We start from the raw sequence: 22895 nt of genomic DNA on the forward strand, positions 1-22895 counted from the left end.
CCGAAGCTTGATGTTCTCTTAGGTTGACGAGTCGTTGGGTTTTTGCAACAGTACGTTCATGAGTCCGGTCAGACGCGGCAAGGAGCTGCCGATCCACAACCGGCTGGCCGTGTTGCGAGCCGAGCGGGGGATGAGCCGGGCCGCGCTCGCCAACGCCGTCGAAGTGAACCCGCAGACCATCGGGGCGCTCGAGCGCGGCGACCACTATCCGAGCCTGGACCTGGCGTTCCGGATCTGTTCGGTGTTCGACCTGCCGGTCGAAGCGGTGTTCAGCCGCGAACCGTTCATGCCGCTGTCCACCCAGGTCTACCGCGAGGGGGGAGCATGACGATGACCGAGCAGCAGGGCCGGCTCGCGGCCTACTGGGAACGTCAGCTCGACAGGATGGACGAACGCGAACTGCGGCACGCCAAGCGGTTGCCCGGCTGGCGCGACCGGCGGCACCGGCGCGCGCTGGCCGTCGTCCTGGCCGCCGCCGATCTCGTGCTCGTCGGCAGTGCCGCCGTCTTCACCCTGGTTTCGCCGTCGCTGTACTTCGGCCTCTGGATGGGCGCGCTGCTCACCGGCGGCGCCTCCTTCATCCTGCTGAAGATCCTGACCGGCCGGATGAGCGGCAGTTTCTCGCGGCTGCTGGACGAGCGCGAACGCGAGTGGCGGCACCGCGTCACCTACGTCGGTTACCTGGTGCTCGTCGGGCTGATGCTGGTCGCGATGTTCTACACCATGGTCGTCGCCGGGCAGGCCGAGGGCGCGTACCGCGGCGTGATGATGATGTCCGCGCTGCTGGTCACCGGCACCACGGTCCCGCCGATCGTGCTCGGCTGGTCGCTGCCGGACGACGATCCCGAGGACTTCGACGAGGGGGAAGCACATGGGTGAGGGGAACCTGGAGATCGACGGGATCTCCAAGCGCTACGGCGCGAAAGTCGCGCTGGACGGCGTCTCGTTCGACGTCCGGGCCGGCGAGCTGTTCGGCTTCGTCGGCAGCAACGGCGCGGGCAAGACCACCACGATGCGGATCGCGCTGGGGGTGCTGGCCGCCGACGGCGGGGAAGTCCGGTTCAACGGTGAGAAGATCACGCACGAAACCCGCACGCACATCGGCTACATGCCGGAGGAACGCGGGCTGTACCCGAAGATGAAGGTGCTGGAGCAGCTCGTCTACCTCGCCGAGCTGCACGGCCTGACCGCGAACGAAGCGCACCGCAACGCCGAAACCTGGATCACCCGGCTCGGCCTGGCCGAGCGCCGCAAGGACGAGGTGCAGAAACTCAGCCTCGGCAACCAGCAGCGCGTCCAGCTGGCCGCGGCGCTGGTGCACGACCCGGCCGTGTTGGTGCTCGACGAGCCGTTCTCCGGCCTCGATCCGCTCGCCGTCGACGTCATGAGCGCGGTGCTGCGTGAGAAGGCCGCGGCCGGGGTGCCGGTCGTGTTCTCCAGCCACCAGCTCGACCTGGTCGAACGGCTCTGCGACCGGGTCGGGATCATCCGCAACGGCCGGATGGTCGCCGTCGGCACGGTCGGCGAACTGACCGCCGAAGCCGGCAGCAAGCTCGTGGTGACGGCGCCGGGCGCGCGTCCCGGCTGGGCGGCCGGCCTGCCCGGCGTGCGTGTGCTGGAGGAACACGACACGACCACTGTGCTCGGCCTCGAACCGAGCGCCGACGACCAGGCCGTGCTCGCCGCGGCCCTGTCGACCGGGCCGGTCACCGAGTTCAGCCACCGGCGCCGCACGCTGACCGAGCTGTTCCGCGACGCGGTGGCCGAGAAGGGGGATCCACGATGAGGACGCTGAGTGGGCGGCGGGCCGTCTGGCTCGTGCTGAAGCGCGAGCTGAACACCCGGCTGCGGACGCGCTCGTTCGTGATCGGCACCGTCGTGATGCTGGTGCTGCTGCTGGGGTACGTCGGGTTCCAGGCCGCGCTGGCCGGGGCAGCCGACAAGAGCACGGTGGGCCTGACCGGGCAGGCGACGGGGATCGCCCAGCAGCTCCGGACGAAGGCGGCGCAGGCGGGCCAGGAGATCTCGGTCGTCACGGTCACCGACCCGGCCGAGGGCCGGCAAAAGGTCGAGGACGGTGACCTCGACGCGCTCGTCTCGGGCAGCGCGGCGAAGCTGACCGCGACGTACAAGTCCTCTTTGGACACCCAGCTGCGCACGGTGCTCGACCAGGTGGCGCAGCAGCAGGTGCTCGACGGCGTCCTCTCGGCCGCCCAGCTCGAACCCGCCGACGTGATGGCGCAGGTCAACGGCACCCACGTGCAGGACGACGCGCTGTCGCCGGAGCCGGCCGACCACACGCAGCGGCTGGTCGTCGGCCTGATCGTCGCGTTCCTGCTCTACATCAGCATCATCACCTACGGCACGATGGTCGCCCAGGGTGTCGTCGAGGAGAAGGCGAGCCGGGTCGTGGAGATCCTGCTCGCCAGCGTGCGGCCGTGGCAGCTGTTGCTGGGCAAGGTGATCGGGCTCGGCCTGGTCGGCCTGGTCCAGCTGGTCATCCTCGCCACGGCCGGGCTGATCGCGGCGACGGTCAGCGGCGTGTTCAGCCTGTCCGGTTTCGCCGGCGGCGCGCTGCTGTGGGGCCTGCTCTGGTACCTGCTCGGTTTCCTGTTGTACGCCACGATCTACGGCGCGCTGGGCTCGCTCGTGTCGCGACAGGAGGACACGCAGTCGGTCGTCGGGCCGATCAACATCGTGCTGATCATCGGGTTCGTCGCCGGGTTCAACCTGCTGCTGCAGGACCCGGACGGCACGGGAACCAAGGTCCTCTCGCTGATCCCGCTGCTCTCGCCGATCCTGATGCCGGCCCGCATCGCGACCGGCGCCGCGGCCGGGTGGGAGATCGGGTTGTCCCTCGGCCTGACGGTCGCCTTGGTCGCGCTGCTGACCTGGCTGGGCGGCAAGATCTACGGCAACAGCGTGCTGCGCATCGGCAGCCGCATCAAGCTGTCGGAGGCCCTGCGCGGCTGATCACGACGTGATCTGGCCGTACCGCTCCAAGGACACCTGGCGCTCGTGGGCGTGGTCGACCATCGGCTCCGGGTACTCCTTGGGGCGGTCCTTCAGTTTGTGGACCGCTTTTCCGGGCACCGAACGCAGTTCCGGGACGTACTTGCGGACGTAGTCGCCGTTGGGGTCGAACTTCTCCCCCTGCGTCGTCGGGTTGAAGATCCGGAAGTACGGCGCCGCGTCGGTGCCGCTGCCCGCGACCCACTGCCAGTTCAGCTGGTTCGACGCGAGGTCGCCGTCCACCAGGTGGTTCATGAAGTGCCGCGCGCCCTGCCACCACGGCAGGTGCAGGTCCTTCACCAGGAAGCTCGCGACGACCATCCGGACGCGGTTGTGCATCCAGCCCTCGGCGAGCAGCTGCCGCATCCCGGCGTCGACGATGGGGTAGCCGGTCTTCCCGGCGCACCACCGCTCGAACGCCTCGGTGTCGCTGTCGTGCTTCATCTTGTCGAACCGGCGGTCGTAGTTCTTCCGCGCGGTTTCCGGGCGGTGCCACAGGACGTCGGCGTGGAACTCGCGCCAGCACAGCTCGCCCCGCATCGACTTCGCGCCGACGCCGTCGTTCCCGGCGAGGTCCGCGAGCAGCGTCCGCGGGTGGACGCAGCCCCAGCGCAGGTACGGCGAAATCCGCGTGGTGCCTTCCCGATCGGGCCGGTCACGGTCGGAGTCGTACGTCTCGAGGGCGTCGTCGAGGAAGGCGTGCCAGGTGTCCAGCGCGGCCTGCTCACCCGGTTCGGGCAGCGTCGCGGAAACCCGCGGCGCCTTGGGGATCTTCAAGGTGCGGGGCGGCTCCACCCAGTCCACAAGGGACGGCCCGGTGTCGGCGGGCGCGCGCCAGCCGTGCGCCAGCCAGGCGCGGTGGAACGGCGTGAACACGCGGTACGGGTCACCGTCCGGCTTGGTGACGCGCCCGGGCATGATCGCGTACGGCGAGCCCGTCTCGACCCAGTCGATGTTGTTGTCCGCCAACGCCTTCGCGACCTCGGCGTCGCGACGGCGGCCGTACGGGCCGGTGTCGGCGCTGACGTGCACCGCCGACGCGCCGATCTTCTTCGCGGCCTTCACGACCTCGGCCGCCGGTTCGCCGCGCACGAGCATCAGCCGGCCGCCCAGCTGCTCGTCGAGCTTCTCCAGGCAGCCGTAGAGGAACGCCGTCCGCGCGTCACCGGACGGCTTGAGCAGCGCCTCGTCGAGGACGTACAGCGCGAGGACGTGCTTGCTGTGCTTCGACGCCTCGAGCAGCGCGGCGTGGTCGCCGAGGCGCAGGTCGCGGCGGAACCACAGGACGACGGGTGCTTCTCTGGTCACGGCGGACAACGATAAGCGCCCCGCCGTGCCAGTGCACGACGGGGCGCCATCGGTCAGCTGATCAGGCTCAGCGCTCCGACATCGGGGTGTAGTCCCGCGACGCGTGGCCGGTGTAGATCTGCCGCGGGCGGCCGATCTTGGTGGCCGGGTCGTTGATCATCTCGCGCCAGTGCGCGATCCAGCCCGGCAGGCGGCCGAGCGCGAACAGCACCGTGAAGAACTTCGTCGGGAAGCCCAGCGCCCGGTAGATCAGGCCGGTGTAGAAGTCCACGTTCGGGTACAGCTTGCGCGAAACGAAGTAGTCGTCCGAAAGCGCGGTCTCTTCGAGCTTCTTGGCGATGTCGAGCAGCTGGTCGCCGCCCTTCAGCTTGCCGAGGATCTCGTCGGCCGTGTTCTTGATGATCTTCGCGCGCGGGTCGTAGTTCTTGTAGACCCGGTGCCCGAAGCCCATCAGCTTCACGCCCTTTTCCTTGTTCTTCACCCGTTCGACGAACTTGGCGACGTCGCCGCCGTCGTTCTTGATGCCCTCGAGCATGTCGAGCACCGCCGCGTTCGCGCCGCCGTGCAGCGGGCCGAACAGCGCGTTGATGCCGGCCGAAATCGACGCGAACAGGTTCGCCTCGGACGAGCCGACCAGGCGCACGGTCGAGGTCGAGCAGTTCTGCTCGTGGTCGGCGTGCAGGATGAACAGCAGGTCGAGCGCCTTCGCGACGGCGGGGTCGACCTCGTACGGCTCGGCCGGGAAGCCGAACGTCATGCGCAGGAAGTTCTCGACCAGGCCGAGCGAGTTGTCCGGGTACAGCAGCGGCTGGCCCACGGACTTCTTGTACGCGTACGCGGCCAGCGTCGGCACCTTCGCGAGGAGCCTTATGGTGGACAGCTCCACGTTCGGCTCGTCGAACGGGTCGAGCGAATCCTGGTAGAACGTCGACAGCGCCGAAACCGCGCTGGACAGCACGGGCATCGGGTGCGCGTCACGCGGGAAACCGCTGAAGAAGGCCTTCAGATCCTCGTGCAGCAGCGTGTGGCGCTGGATCTTCTGGGTGAAGTCGGCCAGCTGGGCCTCGGTCGGCAGCTCGCCGTAGATCAGCAGGTAGGAGACCTCGACGAAGGTCGACTTCTCGGCCAGCTGCTCGATCGGGTAACCCCGGTAGCGGAGGATACCGGCGTCGCCGTCGATGTAGGCGATGGCCGACGACGCGGCGCCGGTGTTGACGAACCCGGGGTCGTAGGTGATGTACCCCGTCTGCGCCAGCAGCTTCCCCAGTTCGATCCCGGGCGCGCCCTCGACCGGGTGGACGATCTTGAATTCGTGCTCGCCACTCGGAAGGCTCAGCTTCGCGGTTTCGCCGCCGGACTGCCCCGCAGTCGTCGCGTCGGACATGCAAGTCCCTCTCACGTTGGGCACGGGACGGCGGCGCCTGTAGGTTCCACAGGTAGCCACGTGTTCACGCGAGGAAACACTGGCGCCTCGCTGCACACCGCCCCGCTGGGGTATGAAGAATGCCCCTCTACGCTAGTCGAGAAACCCGGCACCGCGCAGCGGTGACGTTGCCCCTGGTACCCGCTTTGGGACCAGGTTCACACGGTGGATGCCATATCGGCCGTTGTGGGCGGCTCCGCGCCGCTGCGCGACACCGTGATCGAGGCGGCTTTCGCCGCGAAGGCGAGGGCTTCGCGCCACGCGTCCGCGTCGAGAGAAGCCAGGTCCGAGACCTCGTGGGTGGTCAGCCAGGCCAGCAGCGCGCCCTGCACGGTGTCGCCGGCGCCGATGGTGTCGACCACCTCGACCCGCCGCGACGGCACGTGGGCCAGCTCACCTGCGTCGGTGATCACCGCGACGCCGTCGGCGCCCCGGGTGAGCACCACGGCGTCCACACCGGACTCGACCCACGTCTTCGCGGCGGCGACCGGGTCGGCGCCTTCGGTGAGCCACGCGGCGTCGTCGTCGGAGATCTTCAGCAGCCGGACGTCCGGGAGCCACGACGCGAACCGGGCGCGGTAGGCGGCCGGATCGGTGATCAGCGCCTCGCGGATGTTGGGGTCGAGAACGGTCAGCACCCCGCGCGCGGCCTCGCGCCGGAGCATCGCCTCGTACGCCGACGCGCCGGGCTCGAGGACCAGACCGAGGGTGCCGAGCGAGAGCGCGGTCGTCTCGTCCGGCAGCGGGCCGGGGTCGGCGACGAGCCGGTCGGCCGTGCCCTCGACGTAGAACGTGTAGCGCGCGGCGCCCTTGGCGTCGAGCGCGACGACGGCCAGTGTCGTCGGCTCGTCCCCGCGCTGCAGCAGCGACGTGTCGACGTCCGACGCGTGCAGGCGTTCGACCATCGCGTCGCCGAAGCGGTCGGTGGACACCCGCGACAGGAAGGCCGTCGGGACGCCGAGGCGGCCCGCGGCCAGCGCGACGTTGTACGGCCCGCCGCCCAGGCGCGGCAGCAGCGCGCGCAGCCCACCGTCCACAGTGGAGTCCAAGGGGTCACCCGGGACGAGGTCAACGAGCGCTTCTCCGCCTACGACGATCACCGGGCGAGTTTAAGGGAGAACGCGGTGACAATTCCTGTCCGCTATTTGTTCAGCCCGCCGAGCAGCAGCTCACCCAGAGCGGTGAACGCTTCGGCGTCGGACACCTCGATGCGCTGCGCGAGCACGCCGGTCTGGATGCCCTCGACGATCAGCCCGGTCATCTCGGCGACGAGCCGGGCGTGGACGTCGCGGAAGACGCCGTCGGCGACGCCCTTGTCGATGAACGCGCGGATCCGCTGCGCCGCGAACCGGCTGTTGACCTGGTAGGTCTCGCGCGCCGGAGCGAACTCGGCGATGTCGCGCATGAACGTCGCCGACGCCCGGTTGAGGTGCTCGGCGACGCCGGCGAGGTACTCCCCGATGAGCTTGGGCGCGTCGTCGATCCCGGCGATCCGCTCCTCGATCCGCTCCGCGGCGCCGCGGAAGAACTGGGCGACAACCTTGACGGCGAGCTGCTCCTTGCTGGGCGCGAGGGCGTAGAGCGTCGACTTCGAGCAGCGCAGGCGGCCGGCGATGTCGTCCAGGGTGAACGCGGCGAAGCCCTCGGCGAGGAAGAGCGCCTCGAGCTCGGCGAGCAGGGCGCGCTGCCTCGCGGTGGGCCTGCGACTGGCTTCCATCGGACCACTATCTCCTACGTCATCCCGCCACCCCAGGCCTGTCATACTGTACTCTGAGCGGACCCACAGTACTGTTTTCAGTACCGTTGCCTGGGAGGACGACATGCCCGCCGAACGCCTGCTGCCCGATTCGGACGCCGAGGACCTGGTCGCGCTGGCGACCGAGATCGCTCGCGACGAGCTCGCCCCGCGGGCGGCCGAGGCCGAGGAGGCCGAACGGTTCCCGCGTGAGCAGTTCCGGCTGCTCGGCAAGTCCGGGCTGCTGGGGCTGCCGTACGCGGAGCGCTGGGGCGGCGGCGACGTGCCGTACGAGGTGTACCTGCAGGTGCTCGAGGAGATCGCGGCCGCCTGGATGACGGTCGGCGTCGGCCTCTCGGTGCACACGATGTCCTGCTACGGCCTGGCGAACTGGGGCACCGACGAGCAGCGCGACGAGTGGCTGCCGGACATGCTCGAAGGGGGGCTGCTCGGCGCGTACGCCCTGTCGGAGACCCAGGCGGGCTCGGACGCGGCCGCTTTGTCGACACGCGCACGTCTGGACGGCGCGGACTACGTCGTCAACGGCACGAAGGCGTGGATCACCCACGCGGGTGTGGCGGACTTCTACACGACGATGGTCCGCACGAGCGAGCAGGAGATTTCCTGCCTGCTGGTCGACGGCTCGACACCCGGCCTCTCGGCGGCGCCGCGCGAGCGCAAGATGGGCCTCACGGGCTCGCCGACGGCCCAGCTGATCTTCGACAACGCCGCGGTCCCCGCCTCTCGCCTCATCGGTTCGGAGGGACAGGGACTGCGAATCGCGTTGTCGTCCCTCAGCTCCGGCCGTCTCGGCATCGCGGCGTGCGCGGTGGGCTTGGCGCAGGCGGCCCTGGACGAAGCGGTTTCCTACGCGAAGGGCCGCTCCCAGTTCGGCCGCCCGATCATCGACTTCCAGGGCGTCGAGTTCCTGCTGGCGGACATGGCGGCCACGGTCGAGTCGTCGCGCGCGACGTACCTGGACGCAGCCCGGCGACGCGACCGCGGGATGCCGTTCCAGCGGCAGGCGTCGATCGCCAAGCTGGTCGCGACGGACGGCGCGATGAAGGTGACCACGGACGCGGTCCAGGTCCTCGGCGGGGCGGGTTACACGCGGGACTTCCCGGTGGAGCGGTACATGCGGGAGGCGAAGGTGCCGCAGATCTTCGAAGGGACGAACCAGATCCAGCGCATGGTCATCGCCCGGGAGCTGAAGCACGCCTGACCTGATTAGGGGTGTCGCACGCCGGGTACGGATACGGTTTTTCGCATGCCTGGCCATCTGCTGACCGTCGAGGAATACGCGGCGCTCGGTGACACCGACCGCGGTTTCACCGAACTCGTGGAAGGCCGCGTGGTGCCCTCACCCGGCGCCGGCCGGCGGCACAACCTGGCCGCGTGCCGGCTGGCGGCACAGCTCGAACGGCAGTTGCCGCGCGACCTCGCCTTCGTCCTCGGCAGTGACCTGGACCTGCGCCTTTCACCTCGCGGCGAACCCGGCTTCGCCCGCCGCCCGGACCTGCTGGTCTTCGCCCGGGCCGCGATCACCCGACACGCCATGATCCGCGCCGGCGAGGTGGCGGTGGTCATCGAGATCGTGTCACCGGGTTCCCGGCGCACCGACTACCGCGTGAAGCACGACGAATACGCCGACGCCGGCATCCCGCACTACTGGATCATCGACCTGGACGAGCCGGTCTCGCTCGTCGCGTGCCGCGGCTACCAGGACGCGGCGGCGGTCACCGGCACCTTCACGGCGGACGTCCCGTTCCCGGTCAAGCTCGATCTGGACGCGCTGCTGTCATGAATCGTCTGCTGGCGGCCCTTCAGCTGGCCCGCCGACTCTATCCCCAGGGCCGTCCGAGCTCGGCTGCGACGTTCTCGCTGGTCGCGTGCCAGGGCTACATGGACGCCGCCGCGGTCACCGGCACCTTCACGACCGATGTCCCGTCATGATCTTGACCCGGTCGAGGGAAAGGTGTCTCACGAAGAGTAAGAATACGGTTACTCATGGTTGAACTTGGGCCGTGAGACAATTCCGGCGACGTGAGGAGAAGCTGTGACTGCACTTCCCCAGCCGGAACCTGCCCGCCGGTGGGAGATCCCCGATCACCTGCTGACGATCGAGGAGTACGCGGCGCTCGGTGAAACCGACTCCGGTTTCACCGAACTCGTGGAGGGTCGCGTCGTGATGTCGCCCAGTCCCAAGACCGAGCACAACATCGTCGTGTTCGAGCTGGGGCAGCAACTCGCCGGGCAGTTGCCGGGCCACCTCCGCGTCGTGCCCGAAACCGACGTGAGCCTCGGTCTGGTTCCGCCGGGCAGACCTGGCTTTTCCCGCCGCCCCGACTTGGTGATCGTCGAGAGAGCTGCGGTCGCCCGTGTCCGTCGGGACGGCGACATGCTTCGCGCCGACGAGGTAGCCGTGGTGGCCGAGGTCATGTCGCCGGGCTCAAAACGCACCGACTACCAGGTGAAGCACGACGAATACGCCGACGCAGGGATCCCGCACTACTGGATCGTCGACATCACCGAACCGGTCTCCCTGGTCGCCTGTCACCAGGCCGGAGAATTCGGCTACCAGGACGCCGCCGCGGTCACCGGCACCTTCACGACCGACGTCCCGTTCCCCGTCAAACTCGACCTCGACGCCCTGCTCTCATGAACGAAAATAGACGGACGACACGCCGGAACCGCCCGGTAACCGGCGTGTCGTCCGTCCGCTTGGGGGACGGTCAGCGGGACTCGCGGTAGCGGCGGTCCGCCGATACGCCTTCGCCCCGCTGCTCGTCGAAGTGGTACACCTCGGCGCCGCGGACGAAGACCCGCAGGGCGCGGTTCATCACGTCCAGCGGGTCGCCGGACCAGAGGACGACGTCCGCGTCCAGGCCCGGCTTCAGCGAGCCGATCCGACTGTCCAGCCCCAGCATCTCAGCCGGGTTGACCGTCAGCGAACGCAGGGCCGTGTGCGGGTCGAGACCGTCCTTGACCGCCAGCGCCGCCTGGTAGACCAGGAAGTTGATCGGGATCACCGGGTGGTCGGTGGTGATCGCGATCTTGACGCCCGCGCGGGCCAGGATGCCGGCGGAGCGGAGCGTGCGGTTGCGCAGCTCGACCTTGGACTTCGTGGTGAACAGCGGCCCGAGGATGACGGGGACGTCGCGCGAGGCCAGCAGGTCCGCGATCAGGTGGCCTTCGGTGCCGTGGTTGATCACCAGCTTGTAGCCGAACTCGTCGGCGAGCCGGATGGCCGTCACGATGTCGTCCGCGCGGTGCACGTGCTGGTCCCAGTACAGCTCGCCGTCGAGGACCTTCGACAGCGTCTCCATTGTCAGGTCGACCTCGTGCGGCTTGCCCTCGGACGCCGCGTGGTCGCGCTTCGCCTGGTAGTTGCGGGCCTTCGTGAACGCCTCGCGCAGGATCGCGGCGACCCCCAGCCGCGTCGACGGCGTCTGCTTCTTCTCGCCGTACACGCGCTTCGGGTTCTCGCCGAGCGCGCTCTTCACGCTGACGTGCTCCGCGAAGATCATGTCGAGGATACTGCGGCCCCAGGTCTTGACGCCGATCGTCTGGCCGCCGATCGGGTTGCCCGACCCGGGCTTGATGACGACGCTCGTGACCCCGCCGGCGAGCGCGTCGTCGAAACCGGGCTCGTACGGGTCGATGCCGTCGACGGCGCGGAAGCGGGCACCGTTCGGGTCGGTCATCTCGTTGGTGTCGTTGCCGGCCCAGCCTTCGCCGTCCTCGTGGACGCCGAGGTGGGCGTGGGCGTCGATGAAGCCGGGCAGCACCCAGGTGCCGGCCGCGTCGACCAGTTCGGCGTCCTCCGGGATGTCGACGTCGGCCTCGGTGCCGACGGCGACGATCCTGCCGTCGTCGATCAGGACCGTGCCGCCGTCGATGGGATCACCGTCGATGGGGACGACGTAGCCCCCGACAATTGCCTTCGCCATAGTTCGCCACGCTAACGAACTGGCCGGGGCGCCGCGACGCGGGGCTCAGCTCGCCAGCAGATCGAGCCCGAATCCCGCGACGACCAGCAAGACGCCGATGACGCGCAGCGACCGATCGGGCTGCGGGCCGCGAAGCAGCACGAGCGGCGGCCAGACGAACAAGCCGTAGACGACCAGCGGGAACGCGCGGGCGAGCAGGTTCGCCGCCATGGAGAACCCGGCCAGCACGGCCATCAGGATCCAGTACCAGGTGAACGCGAAGACGATCACGCCGACGATGGCCAGCACCCACCAGTACCAGGCGAGACCGTCCTCGGTGCGCTGCGGCGCCGGGCCCCCGGCGATTTCGGACCAGATGATCAGTGCCCAGGCCGCCGCGATCAGGACGCCGAAGACGGTCCACAGGATCCGCTTCACCCGGAGGGCTTCGGGCTCGAGCTGCCGCTTCTTGGGGCCGCCGCGCGGGTACAGGTGGGGCTTCCTCGCCGCGGACCGGCGAGCCACGTCGTCGACGATGTCCCGGTACACGTCGCGGTAGATGTCGGCCCGCCGCCGCCAGGCCTCGGCGAGTGTCTTGCGAGAGCCTTCGATCGGCCTGGCCCGCAGCCGCTCGCCCCACGCCGTGATCCGGGCGACGCCCACGATGTCGATGATCGCCACCAGCCCGCCGGTGAACTGGCCGAGCTTGCCGATCCGGCCCCACCAGAGCACCGGCAAGCCCCACATCTGGTAACCCGCCACGGACCGGCCGTCGAACCACAGCCCCCAGGCCTGCCAGAACGACACCGTCTGCACCGGAGCAGCCTACGGAACCCTGGCCTTCTCCAGATGCACCAATTCGTGGTTGTTCTCGGGCGTCCGGTGCGTTTCGCGATAGCCGTGCTTCGCGTACAGGCGCAGGGGAACCACGCTGCCCGAGCCCGTGTACAGCCGGAACAGCGTCACCGCGGGCGGAGCCAGGTCCTCCGCGGCGCGCAGCATCAAGGCGCCGAGGCCGGAGCCCTGCCGGTCGGGGGCCACGACCAGGCGGCCGATCACCCCGACGTGGTCCGTCACCGTCAAACGCACCGACGCGATCAGCCGGCCCGCGTCCCGGAAGCCCCACGAAAGACCCAGCAGCGCCGCGCGCGTCTCGGCGAGGGTTTCCAGCAGCGGCGGCAGGTCGAGGTCGTCGTGGGCGCGAGCTTCGGTGACGTACGCCGCGCGTTGCAGCGTCAGCACTTCGCCCGCGTCGGCGACGCCCAGGCGAAGCGGCTTCACCTGACCCGGATGCCCCAGCTGCCCGACCACGACGCCGCCGGATCCAGCTCCAGCAGGTCGGTGCCGGTGTTGAGGGCGTCGGCCGGGCAGGTCATCGGCTCGATCGCGACGGCGCGGCCGCGGCCGACCAGGTCGTCCGGGGTGAAGACCTGCGCCCAGTGGAAGTCCGGGCCGGTCCAGACCAGCAGCTGCTGGTCGCCGTGCGCGAGGACGAAGTGGTGCAGCCCGTCTTCGGCCGCCGAAAGACCGCCGAACGCGGTGTCCAGGTCGACGCCTTCGAGCATCCGGCCACTGCGGAAGTCGTACTCGGTGCCCTCGACGTCCTGCTCCGGCGAATACGGCATCTGCTCGTCGCCGAGGTACGGCCGGACGCGGCTCGCGGGCAGCGTGAGGGTCAGCTCGTCGGTCGGGACGTCGCCGATCCGGAAGTACGGGTGCGTGCCGACGCCGACGCCGATCGGCTGCTCACCCTCGTTGCGGATCTCGTGCGTGATGGTCAGCTCGCGCGGCGCGAGGTCGTAGGTGATCGTCGCGCGCAGCGGCACCGGCCACCCCGGCTGCACCGCGACGTCGACGGCCATGGTGATCGACGACTCGGCGTGCTCGAGCAGCTCCCACTCGAGGTGGCGGGTCAGGCCGTGGATGGCGTTGCCGCGCGCCTCCTCGGTGATCTCGAGCTGCTGCTCCGCACCCTGGAACGTCCACTTGCCGGCCTTGGTCCGGTTCGGCCAGGGCAGCAGCACCTGGCCGGCGCCCTTCGGCGGCTTCGCGTCTTCGGGGAATTCCTCGACGTACGGCACTCCGCCGACTTCGAACGCGCGCAGGCCCGCACCGATCTCGGTGACGACGGCGCGCGCGTTGCCGCGGGTGATCTCGAACTGCTGACCGGTCGGGTTGCCCATGCGGACGACCTTACCGACGCGGCGGCACGACCTTGATGCCCAGCGCCGCCGCGTCCGCCAGCACGTCGGCCAGCACCGCGCGTTCCTGCCCGGTCCAGTCCTCGTCCGCGAGATCGTCGCCCAGGTCGAGCACCGGCGGGGTCGGCTCGGCGTGCACCGCGGCGGCCAGGGTGGTCAGGAACTCGCCGGGCCCGTCGTCGAGGCCGAGCACCGCGACGACGATCCCGTCGAGCTCGGCCGGGATCCACAACTCACCCGTTCGGACGCGCTCGCCGTCGTGGACGACGTGCAGCTTGGTCCCGAAGGCCCGGACGAGGGTCCCGCGCTGAGCCGAAACGATTACTTTCCGTGTACCGAGATCGCTCTCCCCGGCCTCCAGCCCGAGGCCCTTCAGGGACGCGCGGACGATCTCGACGTCGACCGGGTCGGCCCCGTGCCGCTCGGCGAACAGCTCTCGTCCGAGAGTGTCCGGACCCTCGATGAGCTGGTCAGGGATTGACGAACGCCGGCGCAGCACGAGCGTCACGGTGATGCGCCGCCGCGAGGTGACGGCGGTCCTGGGCAGCTCTCGGCAAACACCACCCGGCAGTGCCACGAAGTCGGATTCGCTCACGCTTAGTGATGATGCGCTCTACCGCTCGGTCAGACCAGCAGCCTCACCCGGATGGCCGCAGACCGGCTTTTCAGCGTTACTCACTAGACCGGTCGTCATAGTTTGAGCTACGGTCCCTTCCATGGTTCGCCGCACCGACACGCGGCAGCGGATGCTCGACACCGCCGCCGACCTGTTTCACTCGCAGGGTTACCACGCCACCGGCCTCACCCAGCTGACGACGGCCGGGGGTGCGCCGAAGGGGTCGCTCTACTTCCACTTCCCCGGCGGCAAGGAACAACTGGCCGCCGAGGCCGTCCGGCTGTCCAGTGCACGCACCGGCGCGTTGCTCCGCGCGGTCGTCACCGACGCCCCGGACGTCGCGACCGCGATCGACCGGGTCGTCGACGCGCTCGCGAACTTCCTCACCGAGTCGGACTTCCAGCGCGGTTGTCCACTTGCGACGGTCGCGCTGGACGCCGCCGCCGAGAGCGAGCCGATCCGCGAGGCCTGCGCGGACGGCTACTCGGCTTGGCACGACATCCTCACCGATTACCTTGCCGCGCAAGGACTCGGGCCGGACCGCGCCGACGAGCTGGGCACCGTCGTGCTCGCCGCCGTCGAAGGCGGGCTGCTGCTGGCCCGCACCCGCCGCGACGTCGCCCCGCTGCGGGCCGTCGCCGCCCACCTGCACACCACCCTCGACCGGGAGTTCTCCTGATGCGCGTCCACCACCTGAACTGCGGGACCATGCGCCCGCTCGGCGGCAAGCTGGTCGACGGCCGGCCGGGCCTGTTCCGCCGCGCCACCATGGTCTGCCACTGCCTGCTCCTGGAGACGGCCACCGGGCTGGTGCTGGTCGAGACCGGCACGGGCACGCCGGCCGCCGTCGACCGCGAGGCCTGGCTCGGCACCGGGTTCGTCCGGCAGTCGAACCCGGTCGCGGACGCCGCCCTGCCCGCGATCACGCAGATCCGGGCGCTCGGCTTCGACCCCGCCGACGTCCGGGACATCGTGCTGACCCACCTCGACCTCGACCACGCGGGCGGCCTCATCGACTTCCCGTGGGCCCGGGTGCACGTCTACGCCGAGGAGCTGCGGGCCCTGCGGTCACCACGTGACGCCGCGGAACGCGGGCGCTACCGGGCGATCCAGTTCAGCCATGGTCCACAGTGGACGTCCTATGCGGACACCGGGGAACCGTGGTTCGGCTTCGGCGCCGTCCGGCGGCTGGACGGCCTGACCGACGAGATCCTGCTGATCCCGCTCGGCGGGCACACCCGCGGACACGCCGGGGTCGCCGTCGACACCGGCAGCGGGTGGCTGCTCAACGCGGGCGACTCGTTCTTCTTCCACGGCCAGGTCGACCCGGCCGCGCCGCACTGCCCGCCCGGCCTGAAGTGGTTCGAGGGCCACATGGAGACGGTGAAGGGCGCCCGGCTGGACAACCACGCCCGCCTGCGACAGCTTGTTCAGGAGCACGGCGACGAGGTGAGCGTGTTCGCCGCGCACGACGAGACCCAGTTCCTCCGGCTGAGCACCAGGAGCAGCGTATGAAGGTGCACCACTTCAACTGCGGCACGATGCGCCCCACGGGCGGCAAGCTGCTCGACGGCGAGCCCGGGCTGCTGCGGCGGGCGGAACTCGTCGCCCACTGCCTGCTGATCGAGACCGGCGACGGCCTGGTCCTGGTCGACACCGGGTTCGGCACCCAGGGGGTCGCCCAGCCCGGCAAGTGGCTGGGCCGGCCGTTCCTGGCGATGGTCGGCGCCCGGCTCTCGCAGGCCGAGACGGCGGTCGCGCAGATCGAGGCGCTCGGCCTCGACCCGGCCGACGTCCGCCACATCGTGCCGACCCACCTGGACGTCGACCACGCGGGCGGGCTGGCGGACTTCCCGAACGCGGCGGTGCACGTCCGCACCGAGGAGCGCCGGGCGGCGACGGCCCCGTCGAACGCGGCCGAGAAGTACCGCTACCGCGCGGCCCAGTTCGCCCACCGTCCACTGTGGAGCACCTACGACGAGACGGGCGAGCCCTGGTTCGGCTTCGAGGCGGTCCGATCGCTGAAGGGCCTGCCGGAGGAGATCCTGCTGGTCCCGCTGACCGGCCACACGCTCGGCCACACCGGGGTCGCGATCGACACGGGTGACGGCTGGCTCCTGCACGCCGGCGACGCGTACTTCTTCCACGGCCAGCTCGACCCGGTCGCCCCGCACTGCCCGCCGGGCATGACGGTGTTCCAGAACCTCGTCCAGACGAAGCGCGAAGCCCGCCTGGAGAACCTGGCCCGGCTGCAGGAACTGGTGAAGGACCACCAGGACGAGGTGACGGTGTTCTCGGCCCACAGCCCGGTGGAACTGGCCGCCCTGCGCCGATGATCCGGTGAAGCCGAGGGAACCGGACGTTCTCCCGCCGCATCTGAGCCGCGGACGACGGGAGAGCCGATGGTGGCGCGGATGGGGTGCGTGGTGCTGCTCGCCCTCCTGGTGACGGCGTGCGGGAGTGGCACGCCACCCGCTCCCGCGGCCACCCCGGATCCGGTGCCGCTCGACCTCTCCGGGGTCGTGCTGCTCCAGCGCGGGGCCGGGCACGACGACGTCGTTTTCGCCGATCCCGCCACCGGCGCCGTGAAGACCACCCTGCCGCTGCCCGGACACGACACCTCGCCGTCCCGGTTCGACGGGCCGGCCACCAAGCTCGACCTCGTCTCCCCCGACGGGCGCTACGCCACCCTCGAGACCGGCGGCGAGGTCGACGTCTTCAAGCTGAACAAGCGCGATCGGCGCTACGAACGCACCGGCGCCGTGCCGGGTTTCCGGAACCCGCGGTTCGGCCCGGCCGGGACCAAGCTGTACTTCGACGACGGCAAGGCCGTCTACTCCACCGACTACACCCGGCCCGGTCAGAACACGAAGGAAGCCGACGTCGTGCCGCCGGACGACCAGCACGGCCAAGCCTGGTGGCCCGACCCGCAGGGTGGCGTGCTCACCTGGAAGAACGTCCACCGCGCCGGCGCCCTGGCCTACCTGACCGACTCCGCCGGCGCGCTCGCCTACGCGACCTACGACGACGCCGGCACCCGCTACCACCTGGTCACGGCGCTCGACGCCACCACCGCGCTGATGTCCGCCGCCACCGGCACCGACGCACACGGCGTGCTCGCGCGGCTGAAGCTCGGCGGCGGCGGCGCGCAGCTCACCAAGCTCGTCGAGCGGTCCGAGCCGCGGATCAGCAAAACCGCCGCCGCGCCGGACCGGGCCACCGTGCTCTACCAGTCGACGCGGGGCGAATGGTTCGACTCACCCACCACACCCGGCGCGATCACGCGGCCCGCGTTGAAGCAGCTGCCGGAGGCCGGCCTGCAGCTCGTCGGCTGGGCCTGATCAGCTCGCCGCGAGGGCGGTCTTGACCAGCGGGGCCATCTGCTCCGGCGTCATCTTCGCCGGGCCGGTGTAGTTGATCAGCACGGGCGTCCCGGACACGACCTTCGCCGATGCGAGGGTCGCCGTCTTCTGCTCGTCGACGTAGTAGACCGCGCCGTCGGCGAACCCGGCGACGTCCCGCGCGCCCGCCTTGCCCTTCTTGATCGACGCGACCATCTCGGCCGGCTTCCCCTCGCGGCCTTCGAAGCGCGTCACGGCGAGCGCGCCGGCGGCCTTGTCACCGAGCTTGTACTCGCAGCTGCGCGACTTGCCGCCGTTGGCCGCGTTGTCCTGCGACGGGCCGGCGACCGCGGTGAGGTTGTCCAGGAACAGCGCCTTCGAGACGGCGTCGGCGGGCAGGATCTTGCACGGGTCGAGCGACGCGGCCGTGGCGTTCGGATCGTGCGTCGGCGTCGGCTTCGGCGCGGGTGACGACGAGCGGGGCGCCGGAGCCGGCTGGGATCCGGACGAGCAGGCGGTCAAAGTGGCAAAAGCGACCAAAACGACGGCGAGCTTACGCATGCCCGCACCTTAGTCCGAACGGCCTAAGCGGTCGGCGCCCGGTACCGCCAGAACGCCGGGAGCACCAGCATCGAGGCCAGGACCAGCACGATCACCAGCAGCCCGCCGACGGTCGCCGTGGCCGCGGTGCCGAACACGGCGGCACCCCAGCCGTGGGTGAGGTCGGCGATCCGCGGCCCGCCGGCGACGACCACGGTGAACACGCCCTGGAGCCGGCCGCGCATCTCGTCGGTGGTCGCGGTCTGCAGGATCGCCATCCGGTAGACGGCGCTGACCATGTCCGCGGCGCCGGCCGCCGCCATGAAGACGACCGCGAGCCACAGCGAGTGCGCGAGCCCGAACGCCGCGACCGCCGCGCCCCACGCGCAGATCGAGATGACGACCGCGACACCCTGGCGGTGGATGCGCGTCAGCCAGCCGGAGAACAGCCCGATCAGCATCGCGCCCGCGGGCAGCGCCGCGTAGAGCCAGCCGAGCGCGGGACCGCCGCCGGGCGGGTCGCCGAACGTGCGCTCGGCCATCTCCGGGATCAGCGCGCGCGGCATCCCGAAGACCATCGCGATGATGTCCGCGACGAACGAGGCCAGCAGGATCTTCTGCCCGGCGAGGTACCGGAAGCCGTCGACGACGTCGCGGACGCCGGCCCGCCGCGACGGCCCGTTCAGCGGCGGGATCGACGGCAGCCGCCAGACCGCGAAGAGCGTGATCGTCAGGGCGACGACGTCGATCAGGTAGAGCGTCGAGAGGCCGAGGACGGGGATCAGCGCCCCGGCCAGCAGCGGGCCGAACACGGCACCGAACGTCGACATCGTGGTGCTCAGCGCGTTCGCCGACGGCAGCAGCTCGGCCGGCACCAGCCGGGCGACGACGGCGCCGCGGGTCGGCATGTTGATCGCGAAGAACGCCTGGTTGACGGCCAGCAGGCCGAGCACCAGCCACACCGAGCCGAAGTTCATGAACGCCTGCAGCCAGAGCAGCGCGGACGTGATCGCGACCCCGACGTTCGTGACGAACAGGAGTTTCCGCCGGTCGACGGCGTCGGCGATGGCCCCGCCCCAGAGGCCGAAGACGAGCAGCGGGACGAGCGCGACGAGGCCGCTGAGGCCGACGTACGCCGACGAGCCCGTGATGTCGAAGACCTGCTTGGGCACGGCGACGGCGGTCAGCTGGGTGCCGATCGCGGTGACCACAGTGGACAGCCACAGCCGGCGGAAGGCCGGGATCTTCAGCGGCCGGGTGTCGACGATGATGCGACCGAGGAGCCCGCGTACGCCCGTGCGGGGCGGCAACGTCCCCGGTTGATCACTCACAACCAACGAGCTTAGCTCGGCTAACTATCCCGGGGCGCGTGATTTTCGTCGCCGGACGCCGAAGGGCCCCCGCCGTGGCGAGGGCCCTTCGGAAGAAACGAACTACGGCGCGACGCGCTCGATGTTCCAGCCGTCCTCGTGGCGCATGTAGCGGAGGCGGTCGTGCATGCGGTCCTCGCGGCCCTGCCAGAACTCGACGAGGTCGGGCCGGATCCGCCAGCCGCCCCAGTGCGGCGGGGCCGGGATCTGCTCGACGTCGGCGAAGCGCCGCTCGATGCCGTTCAGCGCGGTGTCCAGGGCGCGGCGCCCGTCGACGACGCGGGACTGCGGCGACGCCCAGGCGCCGAGCTGCGAGCCGCGCGGCCGCTGCGCCCAGTACTCCGCCGTCTCCTTGACGCCGACCTTCTCGACCTCGCCGCGGACGTGGACCTGGCGGTGCAGCGCGTACCAGGGGAACGTCACCGACGCGTAGCGCGTCGCCGTCAGGTCGTGGCTCTTCGCCGAGGTGTAGTTCGTGTAGAACACGACACCCCGCTCGTCGAGGCCCTTGCACAGCACGGTGCGCGACGACGGGCGGCCTTCGGCGTCCGCGGTCGCGAGCACCATCGCGTTGGGTTCGGCGATCCCGGCGGCGACGGCCTGGTTCAGCCAGCCCTGCAACTGGTCGGTCCACGTGGCCGCCAGGGCAGACTCGTCGAACGCGGCGCCGTCGTAGGCGACGCGCATCCCGGGCAGGCGTACTACGGCGTCTTCCACCTTGTCCTCGATCTCCGGCATCATCGCCAAACCTCCGTACCCGGTCGGGGCCCTGACACTTGGGTCCAGGTGACGTTAGGGCCTCGCGAGCTGCAACGGAACCCACTGAACGGTGACTCCCGACACGACCTTCGCGCCATCGGGGCGTAACCGCCCGTCAGCAAGCATTTACGCCCGTGTTACCTCCTGGACCGGGATCGATAAAGGACGCGCCTATCTTCGGCCCGTTCCCCACCACCCCGGAGGCAGGCATGACCGAGATCCTGTCGAACGCCGAAGAAGGCACCCCCGAAACGGCTCCCCCGAAACGTACGTACGCACCGCTCGCGGCAAACGAAAACCGCGAGGACTACTCACTGCGCTTCGCCGCTCATTCGTTCCGGAAATGGTCACCGTTCGTGGTCGCGACGACGGCGCTGGGCGGCATCGCCTACCTCGCCGACTTCGCGATCGGCGCCAGCATCGTGCTCTCCTACGGCTTCACCTCCGGGGTGCTGGCGATCCTCGCCGCCGCCGTCGTCATCTTCACGACCGGCGTGCCCATCGCGGCCGCCTGCGCGAAGTCCGGAGTGGACATGGACCTCCTGACCCGCGGAGCCGGCTTCGGCTACTTCGGGTCGACGCTCACTTCGCTCGTCTACGCGAGCTTCACGGTCATCTTCTTCTCGCTCGAAGGCTCGATCATGGGCCAGGCCTTCGAGCTCGCCCTCGGCATCCCGCTGGCCGTCGGCTACCTCATCGCCACGCTGATCGTGCTGCCGTTCGCGCTCTACGGCATGGGCGCGGTGGCGAAGATGCAGACCTGGACGCAGCCGCTGTGGCTCGCCGGCCTGGTACTGCCGTTCGTCGTCGTGCTCGTCCGCGAGCCGGGCCGCTTCGCCGACTTCGCGGCCTTCGGCGGCACGGAAGGTGCCGGATCCGGGTTCTCGGCGATCGGGTTCGGCTTCGGCATGGGTGTCGCGCTGTCGCTGATCGGGCAGATCGGCGAGCAGGCCGACTACCTGCGGTTCATGCCGGAGAAGACGGCGGAGAACAAGCGGTCCTGGTGGACCGCGGTGCTCGCCGCCGGGCCCGGCTGGGTGATCCTCGGGGCCGCGAAGCAGATCGGCGGCGCGCTGCTGGCGTTCCTCGCGCTCGGCGTCGTCGGCAAGACGGCCGCGCTCGAGCCGATCGCGCCGTACGTCGAAGCGGTCAAGCCGGCTCTCGGGCCGGTCGCGCTGACGTTCGCCGCGCTGTTCGTCGTCGTCTCGCAGATCAAGATCAACACGACCAACGCGTACTCGGGCTCGCTGTCGTTCGCGAACTTCTTCTCCCGCGTGCTGCACAAGCACCCGGGCCGCGTCTGGTACGTGCTGGTGAACTGCGGGATCGCGCTCGCGCTGATGGAGTTCGGCGCGTTCGGCTTCCTGAACAAGATCCTGGGCTTCTACTCGAACGTCGCGATCGCCTGGATCGGCGCGGTGTGCGCGGACCTGGTGATCGCGAAGCCGCTCGGGCTCTCGCCGAAGTACATCGAATTCAAACGGGCCTACCTGCACAAGATCAACCCGGTCGGCTTCGGCTCGATGCTCGTCGCCTCGGCGGTGTCGATCGCGGCGTACTTCGGTGCCTTCGGACAGTTCCTGGCCGCGTTCAGCCCGTTGCTCGCGCTGGTCATCGCGATCGCGGGAGTGCCGACACTCGCGGTGGTGACGCGCGGGAAGTACTACCTGGCCCGGCCGAACACCGTGTCCGGGCCGGAGCAGGACGTCGACCTGCTGGCGACGTACACCTGCTCGGTCTGCGGTGATCCGTACGAACTGCCGGACGTCGCCGACTGCGCCAAGCAGAGCGGGCCGATCTGTTCGCTGTGCTGCACGCTCGACAACAGCTGCCACGACCTGTGCCAGGAGACGGGCCCCGTTTCGCTGGGGATGCCCGCACCGCGCCAGGCGTAAAGTCCGAGAAGGCCCGCTCACCTGCGTCCGCAGCAGGTGAGCGGGCCTTCACGTTGGCCGGGTTCCCCCCGGGCCCCCCTCCCGGCTCGACTCTTCAACGTCGGAAGAGGCGCCGCGGTTGCCCTCGATGTCCAAGATTTTGACGGGCCGCATGATGGCCGACAGCATCATCGCGCGGAACTCCGCGCCGATCTCTTCGACCGGCAGCGGCGGATCGTGCGCCTGCCATTCACGCAGCAGCCCGGTACCCGCTCCGACCAGCGCGATCGCCGTCAGCCGGTAGTCCCGCACGGGCGCGACGCCGTGCTCCGCGGCGCGGCTAGCCTCGGCGGCGATGAAGTTCGCCCAGCGGTCGACCCACACCTGGTGCTGCGCCTCCAGCTCGGGGCTGACGCCGACCGCTTCGACGTAGTTGAGGCGCGGCATCCGGGGATCCACGGTGACCGTCGCGATGAAGACGTCCAGCAGCTTCGAGATGCGGGTGAGCGCGTCGGCGTCGGCGACCTTGTCGAGCTCCGCGGTGACGTGCGCGAGCGCCAGGCTGTTGATCTGGTCGTGGAGGGTGCGGAGCACGTCCTCCTTGCTCGAGAACTCCTCGTAGAAGTTCCGCGTCGACACCCCCGCCCGCGCGCACATCTCGGTGATCTTGGTGTGCCGGAAACCGGTGGAGGTGAACAACTCGAGGCCGGCCACGAGCAGCCGCTGACGACGGTCGGCACGACGTTGCTCGGGCGCGACCCCGCCGTACGTGCGAGCCACCGATTCT

26 protein-coding genes are annotated in these 22895 nt (G+C 70.0%); 13 read left to right on the forward strand and 13 right to left on the reverse strand.

Translation table 11 applies throughout. The annotated features are described in order from the left end of the window. The first annotated feature begins 58 nt into the window (after positions 1-58). The 4 genes from ACGFMK_RS01265 to ACGFMK_RS01280 are packed head-to-tail and all read left to right on the forward strand — an operon-like array spanning position 59 to position 2973. On the forward strand, positions 59-328 hold the full coding sequence (locus ACGFMK_RS01265; RefSeq protein ID WP_323324097.1) for a helix-turn-helix transcriptional regulator: 270 nt from the start codon (positions 59-61) through the stop codon (positions 326-328). After that, positions 325-879: a hypothetical protein gene (locus ACGFMK_RS01270; protein ID WP_392756009.1), complete on the forward strand. Its 555-nt coding sequence runs from the start codon at positions 325-327 to the stop codon at positions 877-879. The genes ACGFMK_RS01265 and ACGFMK_RS01270 overlap by 4 nt, the downstream gene beginning before the upstream one ends. Then, positions 872-1786, forward strand: a complete 915-nt coding sequence (locus ACGFMK_RS01275; RefSeq protein ID WP_392756012.1) for an ABC transporter ATP-binding protein — start codon at positions 872-874, stop codon at positions 1784-1786. Before ACGFMK_RS01270 ends, ACGFMK_RS01275 begins: the two co-directional genes overlap by 8 nt. Beyond that, positions 1783-2973: an ABC transporter permease gene (locus ACGFMK_RS01280; RefSeq protein WP_392756014.1), complete on the forward strand. Its 1191-nt coding sequence runs from the start codon at positions 1783-1785 to the stop codon at positions 2971-2973. The genes ACGFMK_RS01275 and ACGFMK_RS01280 overlap by 4 nt, the downstream gene beginning before the upstream one ends. Here the strand turns inward: ACGFMK_RS01280 and ACGFMK_RS01285 are convergent, their stop codons facing one another. The 4 genes from ACGFMK_RS01285 to ACGFMK_RS01300 all read right to left on the reverse strand — a co-directional run bounded on the left by ACGFMK_RS01285 (position 2974) and on the right by ACGFMK_RS01300 (position 7460). Continuing rightward, a complete protein-coding gene (locus tag ACGFMK_RS01285) occupies positions 2974-4320 on the reverse strand; it encodes a cryptochrome/photolyase family protein (RefSeq protein WP_392756016.1) in 1347 nt (448 codons plus the stop codon). It lies immediately after the preceding gene. A gap of 67 nt (positions 4321-4387) precedes the next feature. Continuing rightward, positions 4388-5704: a citrate synthase gene (locus ACGFMK_RS01290; protein WP_392756018.1), complete on the reverse strand. Its 1317-nt coding sequence runs from the start codon at positions 5702-5704 to the stop codon at positions 4388-4390. A 197-nt stretch (positions 5705-5901) separates the two neighbouring features. Continuing rightward, positions 5902-6843 (reverse strand): carbohydrate kinase, encoded by a 942-nt coding sequence (locus ACGFMK_RS01295; protein WP_392756020.1) that lies wholly within the window; start codon positions 6841-6843, stop codon positions 5902-5904. A 41-nt stretch (positions 6844-6884) separates the two neighbouring features. Further along, the gene (locus ACGFMK_RS01300; protein WP_392756022.1) at positions 6885-7460 is read right to left on the reverse strand and encodes a TetR/AcrR family transcriptional regulator; all 576 of its coding nucleotides are present in this window, start codon (positions 7458-7460) and stop codon (positions 6885-6887) included. 103 nt (positions 7461-7563) lie between these two features. Between ACGFMK_RS01300 and ACGFMK_RS01305 the strand changes: the two genes are divergently transcribed. The 4 genes from ACGFMK_RS01305 to ACGFMK_RS01320 all read left to right on the forward strand — a co-directional run bounded on the left by ACGFMK_RS01305 (position 7564) and on the right by ACGFMK_RS01320 (position 10140). Beyond that, the gene (locus ACGFMK_RS01305; RefSeq protein ID WP_392756025.1) at positions 7564-8700 is read left to right on the forward strand and encodes an acyl-CoA dehydrogenase family protein; all 1137 of its coding nucleotides are present in this window, start codon (positions 7564-7566) and stop codon (positions 8698-8700) included. Positions 8701-8745: 45 nt separating this feature from the next. After that, complete coding sequence (locus ACGFMK_RS01310; protein ID WP_392756028.1) at positions 8746-9282, forward strand: Uma2 family endonuclease; 537 nt, start codon at positions 8746-8748, stop codon at positions 9280-9282. Then, a complete protein-coding gene (locus ACGFMK_RS01315) occupies positions 9279-9431 on the forward strand; it encodes a hypothetical protein (RefSeq protein WP_392756030.1) in 153 nt (50 codons plus the stop codon). The genes ACGFMK_RS01310 and ACGFMK_RS01315 overlap by 4 nt, the downstream gene beginning before the upstream one ends. A gap of 103 nt (positions 9432-9534) precedes the next feature. Beyond that, a complete protein-coding gene (locus ACGFMK_RS01320) occupies positions 9535-10140 on the forward strand; it encodes a Uma2 family endonuclease (protein ID WP_392756033.1) in 606 nt (201 codons plus the stop codon). A gap of 70 nt (positions 10141-10210) precedes the next feature. Here ACGFMK_RS01320 and ACGFMK_RS01325 read toward each other — a convergent pair whose 3' ends face one another. The 5 genes from ACGFMK_RS01325 to ACGFMK_RS01345 are packed head-to-tail and all read right to left on the reverse strand — an operon-like array spanning position 10211 to position 14203. Beyond that, positions 10211-11428 (reverse strand): amidohydrolase, encoded by a 1218-nt coding sequence (locus tag ACGFMK_RS01325; RefSeq protein WP_392756038.1) that lies wholly within the window; start codon positions 11426-11428, stop codon positions 10211-10213. A 45-nt stretch (positions 11429-11473) separates the two neighbouring features. Then, entirely contained in the window at positions 11474-12223 is a 750-nt protein-coding gene (locus ACGFMK_RS01330) for a hypothetical protein (protein WP_392756046.1), read from the reverse strand. A 9-nt stretch (positions 12224-12232) separates the two neighbouring features. After that, on the reverse strand, positions 12233-12718 hold the full coding sequence (locus ACGFMK_RS01335; protein ID WP_392756059.1) for a GNAT family N-acetyltransferase: 486 nt from the start codon (positions 12716-12718) through the stop codon (positions 12233-12235). Next, the gene (locus ACGFMK_RS01340; RefSeq protein ID WP_392756123.1) at positions 12685-13590 is read right to left on the reverse strand and encodes an aldose 1-epimerase family protein; all 906 of its coding nucleotides are present in this window, start codon (positions 13588-13590) and stop codon (positions 12685-12687) included. Before ACGFMK_RS01340 ends, ACGFMK_RS01335 begins: the two co-directional genes overlap by 34 nt. Positions 13591-13600: 10 nt before the next feature. Beyond that, the gene (locus ACGFMK_RS01345; protein WP_392756242.1) at positions 13601-14203 is read right to left on the reverse strand and encodes a protease pro-enzyme activation domain-containing protein; all 603 of its coding nucleotides are present in this window, start codon (positions 14201-14203) and stop codon (positions 13601-13603) included. Positions 14204-14324: 121 nt separating this feature from the next. On the opposite strand from ACGFMK_RS01345, the gene ACGFMK_RS01350 reads away from it, so the two are divergent. The 4 genes from ACGFMK_RS01350 (at position 14325) to ACGFMK_RS01365 (ending at position 17565) form a co-directional block, all read left to right on the forward strand. Continuing rightward, positions 14325-14903, forward strand: a complete 579-nt coding sequence (locus tag ACGFMK_RS01350) for a TetR/AcrR family transcriptional regulator (RefSeq protein WP_392756336.1) — start codon at positions 14325-14327, stop codon at positions 14901-14903. Beyond that, the gene (locus ACGFMK_RS01355) at positions 14903-15739 is read left to right on the forward strand and encodes an MBL fold metallo-hydrolase (RefSeq protein ID WP_392756548.1); all 837 of its coding nucleotides are present in this window, start codon (positions 14903-14905) and stop codon (positions 15737-15739) included. The genes ACGFMK_RS01350 and ACGFMK_RS01355 overlap by 1 nt, the downstream gene beginning before the upstream one ends. After that, positions 15736-16560 (forward strand): MBL fold metallo-hydrolase, encoded by an 825-nt coding sequence (locus ACGFMK_RS01360; RefSeq protein ID WP_392756563.1) that lies wholly within the window; start codon positions 15736-15738, stop codon positions 16558-16560. Before ACGFMK_RS01355 ends, ACGFMK_RS01360 begins: the two co-directional genes overlap by 4 nt. Before the next feature lie 66 nt (positions 16561-16626). Then, the gene (locus ACGFMK_RS01365; protein WP_392756657.1) at positions 16627-17565 is read left to right on the forward strand and encodes a hypothetical protein; all 939 of its coding nucleotides are present in this window, start codon (positions 16627-16629) and stop codon (positions 17563-17565) included. On the opposite strand, the gene ACGFMK_RS01370 is transcribed toward ACGFMK_RS01365, so the two are convergent. From ACGFMK_RS01370 to pdxH, 3 genes are all read right to left on the reverse strand, one after another. Further along, positions 17566-18126, reverse strand: coding sequence for a DUF3558 family protein (locus ACGFMK_RS01370; protein ID WP_392756661.1), 561 nt, complete (start codon positions 18124-18126; stop codon positions 17566-17568). A 23-nt stretch (positions 18127-18149) separates the two neighbouring features. After that, positions 18150-19415 carry an MFS transporter gene (locus ACGFMK_RS01375; protein WP_392757555.1) on the reverse strand — a complete coding sequence of 422 codons (1266 nt, stop codon included), beginning with the start codon at positions 19413-19415 and terminating at the stop codon, positions 18150-18152. 123 nt (positions 19416-19538) lie between these two features. Then, complete coding sequence (gene pdxH, locus ACGFMK_RS01380) at positions 19539-20216, reverse strand: pyridoxamine 5'-phosphate oxidase (RefSeq protein ID WP_392756667.1); 678 nt, start codon at positions 20214-20216, stop codon at positions 19539-19541. Positions 20217-20443: 227 nt separating this feature from the next. Between pdxH and ACGFMK_RS01385 the strand changes: the two genes are divergently transcribed. Next, positions 20444-22129 (forward strand): purine-cytosine permease family protein, encoded by a 1686-nt coding sequence (locus ACGFMK_RS01385; RefSeq protein ID WP_392756670.1) that lies wholly within the window; start codon positions 20444-20446, stop codon positions 22127-22129. A gap of 48 nt (positions 22130-22177) precedes the next feature. Here ACGFMK_RS01385 and ACGFMK_RS01390 read toward each other — a convergent pair whose 3' ends face one another. After that, positions 22178-22888: a TetR/AcrR family transcriptional regulator gene (locus ACGFMK_RS01390; protein WP_392756673.1), complete on the reverse strand. Its 711-nt coding sequence runs from the start codon at positions 22886-22888 to the stop codon at positions 22178-22180. Positions 22889-22895: the final 7 nt, after the last annotated feature.

The organism is Amycolatopsis sp. NPDC049252 (assembly GCF_043197175.1).
In the GTDB taxonomy this organism is placed as follows: domain Bacteria; phylum Actinomycetota; class Actinomycetes; order Mycobacteriales; family Pseudonocardiaceae; genus Amycolatopsis.

What these genes read in the sequence shown, in the direction of transcription:
- ACGFMK_RS01265 (WP_323324097.1), top strand. Translation starts at nt 59, where the DNA reads ATGAGTCCGGTCAGACGCGGCAAGGAGCTGCCGATCCACAACCGGCTG.
- ACGFMK_RS01355 (WP_392756548.1), top strand. Translation starts at nt 14,903, where the DNA reads ATGCGCGTCCACCACCTGAACTGCGGGACCATGCGCCCGCTCGGCGGC.
- pdxH (WP_392756667.1), bottom strand. Translation starts at nt 20,216, where the DNA reads ATGATGCCGGAGATCGAGGACAAGGTGGAAGACGCCGTAGTACGCCTG.
- ACGFMK_RS01350 (WP_392756336.1), top strand. Translation starts at nt 14,325, where the DNA reads ATGGTTCGCCGCACCGACACGCGGCAGCGGATGCTCGACACCGCCGCC.
- ACGFMK_RS01340 (WP_392756123.1), bottom strand. Translation starts at nt 13,590, where the DNA reads ATGGGCAACCCGACCGGTCAGCAGTTCGAGATCACCCGCGGCAACGCG.
- ACGFMK_RS01270 (WP_392756009.1), top strand. Translation starts at nt 325, where the DNA reads ATGACGATGACCGAGCAGCAGGGCCGGCTCGCGGCCTACTGGGAACGT.
- ACGFMK_RS01325 (WP_392756038.1), bottom strand. Translation starts at nt 11,428, where the DNA reads ATGGCGAAGGCAATTGTCGGGGGCTACGTCGTCCCCATCGACGGTGAT.
- ACGFMK_RS01290 (WP_392756018.1), bottom strand. Translation starts at nt 5,704, where the DNA reads ATGTCCGACGCGACGACTGCGGGGCAGTCCGGCGGCGAAACCGCGAAG.
- ACGFMK_RS01305 (WP_392756025.1), top strand. Translation starts at nt 7,564, where the DNA reads ATGCCCGCCGAACGCCTGCTGCCCGATTCGGACGCCGAGGACCTGGTC.
- ACGFMK_RS01300 (WP_392756022.1), bottom strand. Translation starts at nt 7,460, where the DNA reads ATGGAAGCCAGTCGCAGGCCCACCGCGAGGCAGCGCGCCCTGCTCGCC.
- ACGFMK_RS01275 (WP_392756012.1), top strand. Translation starts at nt 872, where the DNA reads ATGGGTGAGGGGAACCTGGAGATCGACGGGATCTCCAAGCGCTACGGC.
- ACGFMK_RS01315 (WP_392756030.1), top strand. Translation starts at nt 9,279, where the DNA reads ATGAATCGTCTGCTGGCGGCCCTTCAGCTGGCCCGCCGACTCTATCCC.
- ACGFMK_RS01310 (WP_392756028.1), top strand. Translation starts at nt 8,746, where the DNA reads ATGCCTGGCCATCTGCTGACCGTCGAGGAATACGCGGCGCTCGGTGAC.
- ACGFMK_RS01370 (WP_392756661.1), bottom strand. Translation starts at nt 18,126, where the DNA reads ATGCGTAAGCTCGCCGTCGTTTTGGTCGCTTTTGCCACTTTGACCGCC.
- ACGFMK_RS01360 (WP_392756563.1), top strand. Translation starts at nt 15,736, where the DNA reads ATGAAGGTGCACCACTTCAACTGCGGCACGATGCGCCCCACGGGCGGC.
- ACGFMK_RS01365 (WP_392756657.1), top strand. Translation starts at nt 16,627, where the DNA reads ATGGTGGCGCGGATGGGGTGCGTGGTGCTGCTCGCCCTCCTGGTGACG.
- ACGFMK_RS01385 (WP_392756670.1), top strand. Translation starts at nt 20,444, where the DNA reads ATGACCGAGATCCTGTCGAACGCCGAAGAAGGCACCCCCGAAACGGCT.
- ACGFMK_RS01280 (WP_392756014.1), top strand. Translation starts at nt 1,783, where the DNA reads ATGAGGACGCTGAGTGGGCGGCGGGCCGTCTGGCTCGTGCTGAAGCGC.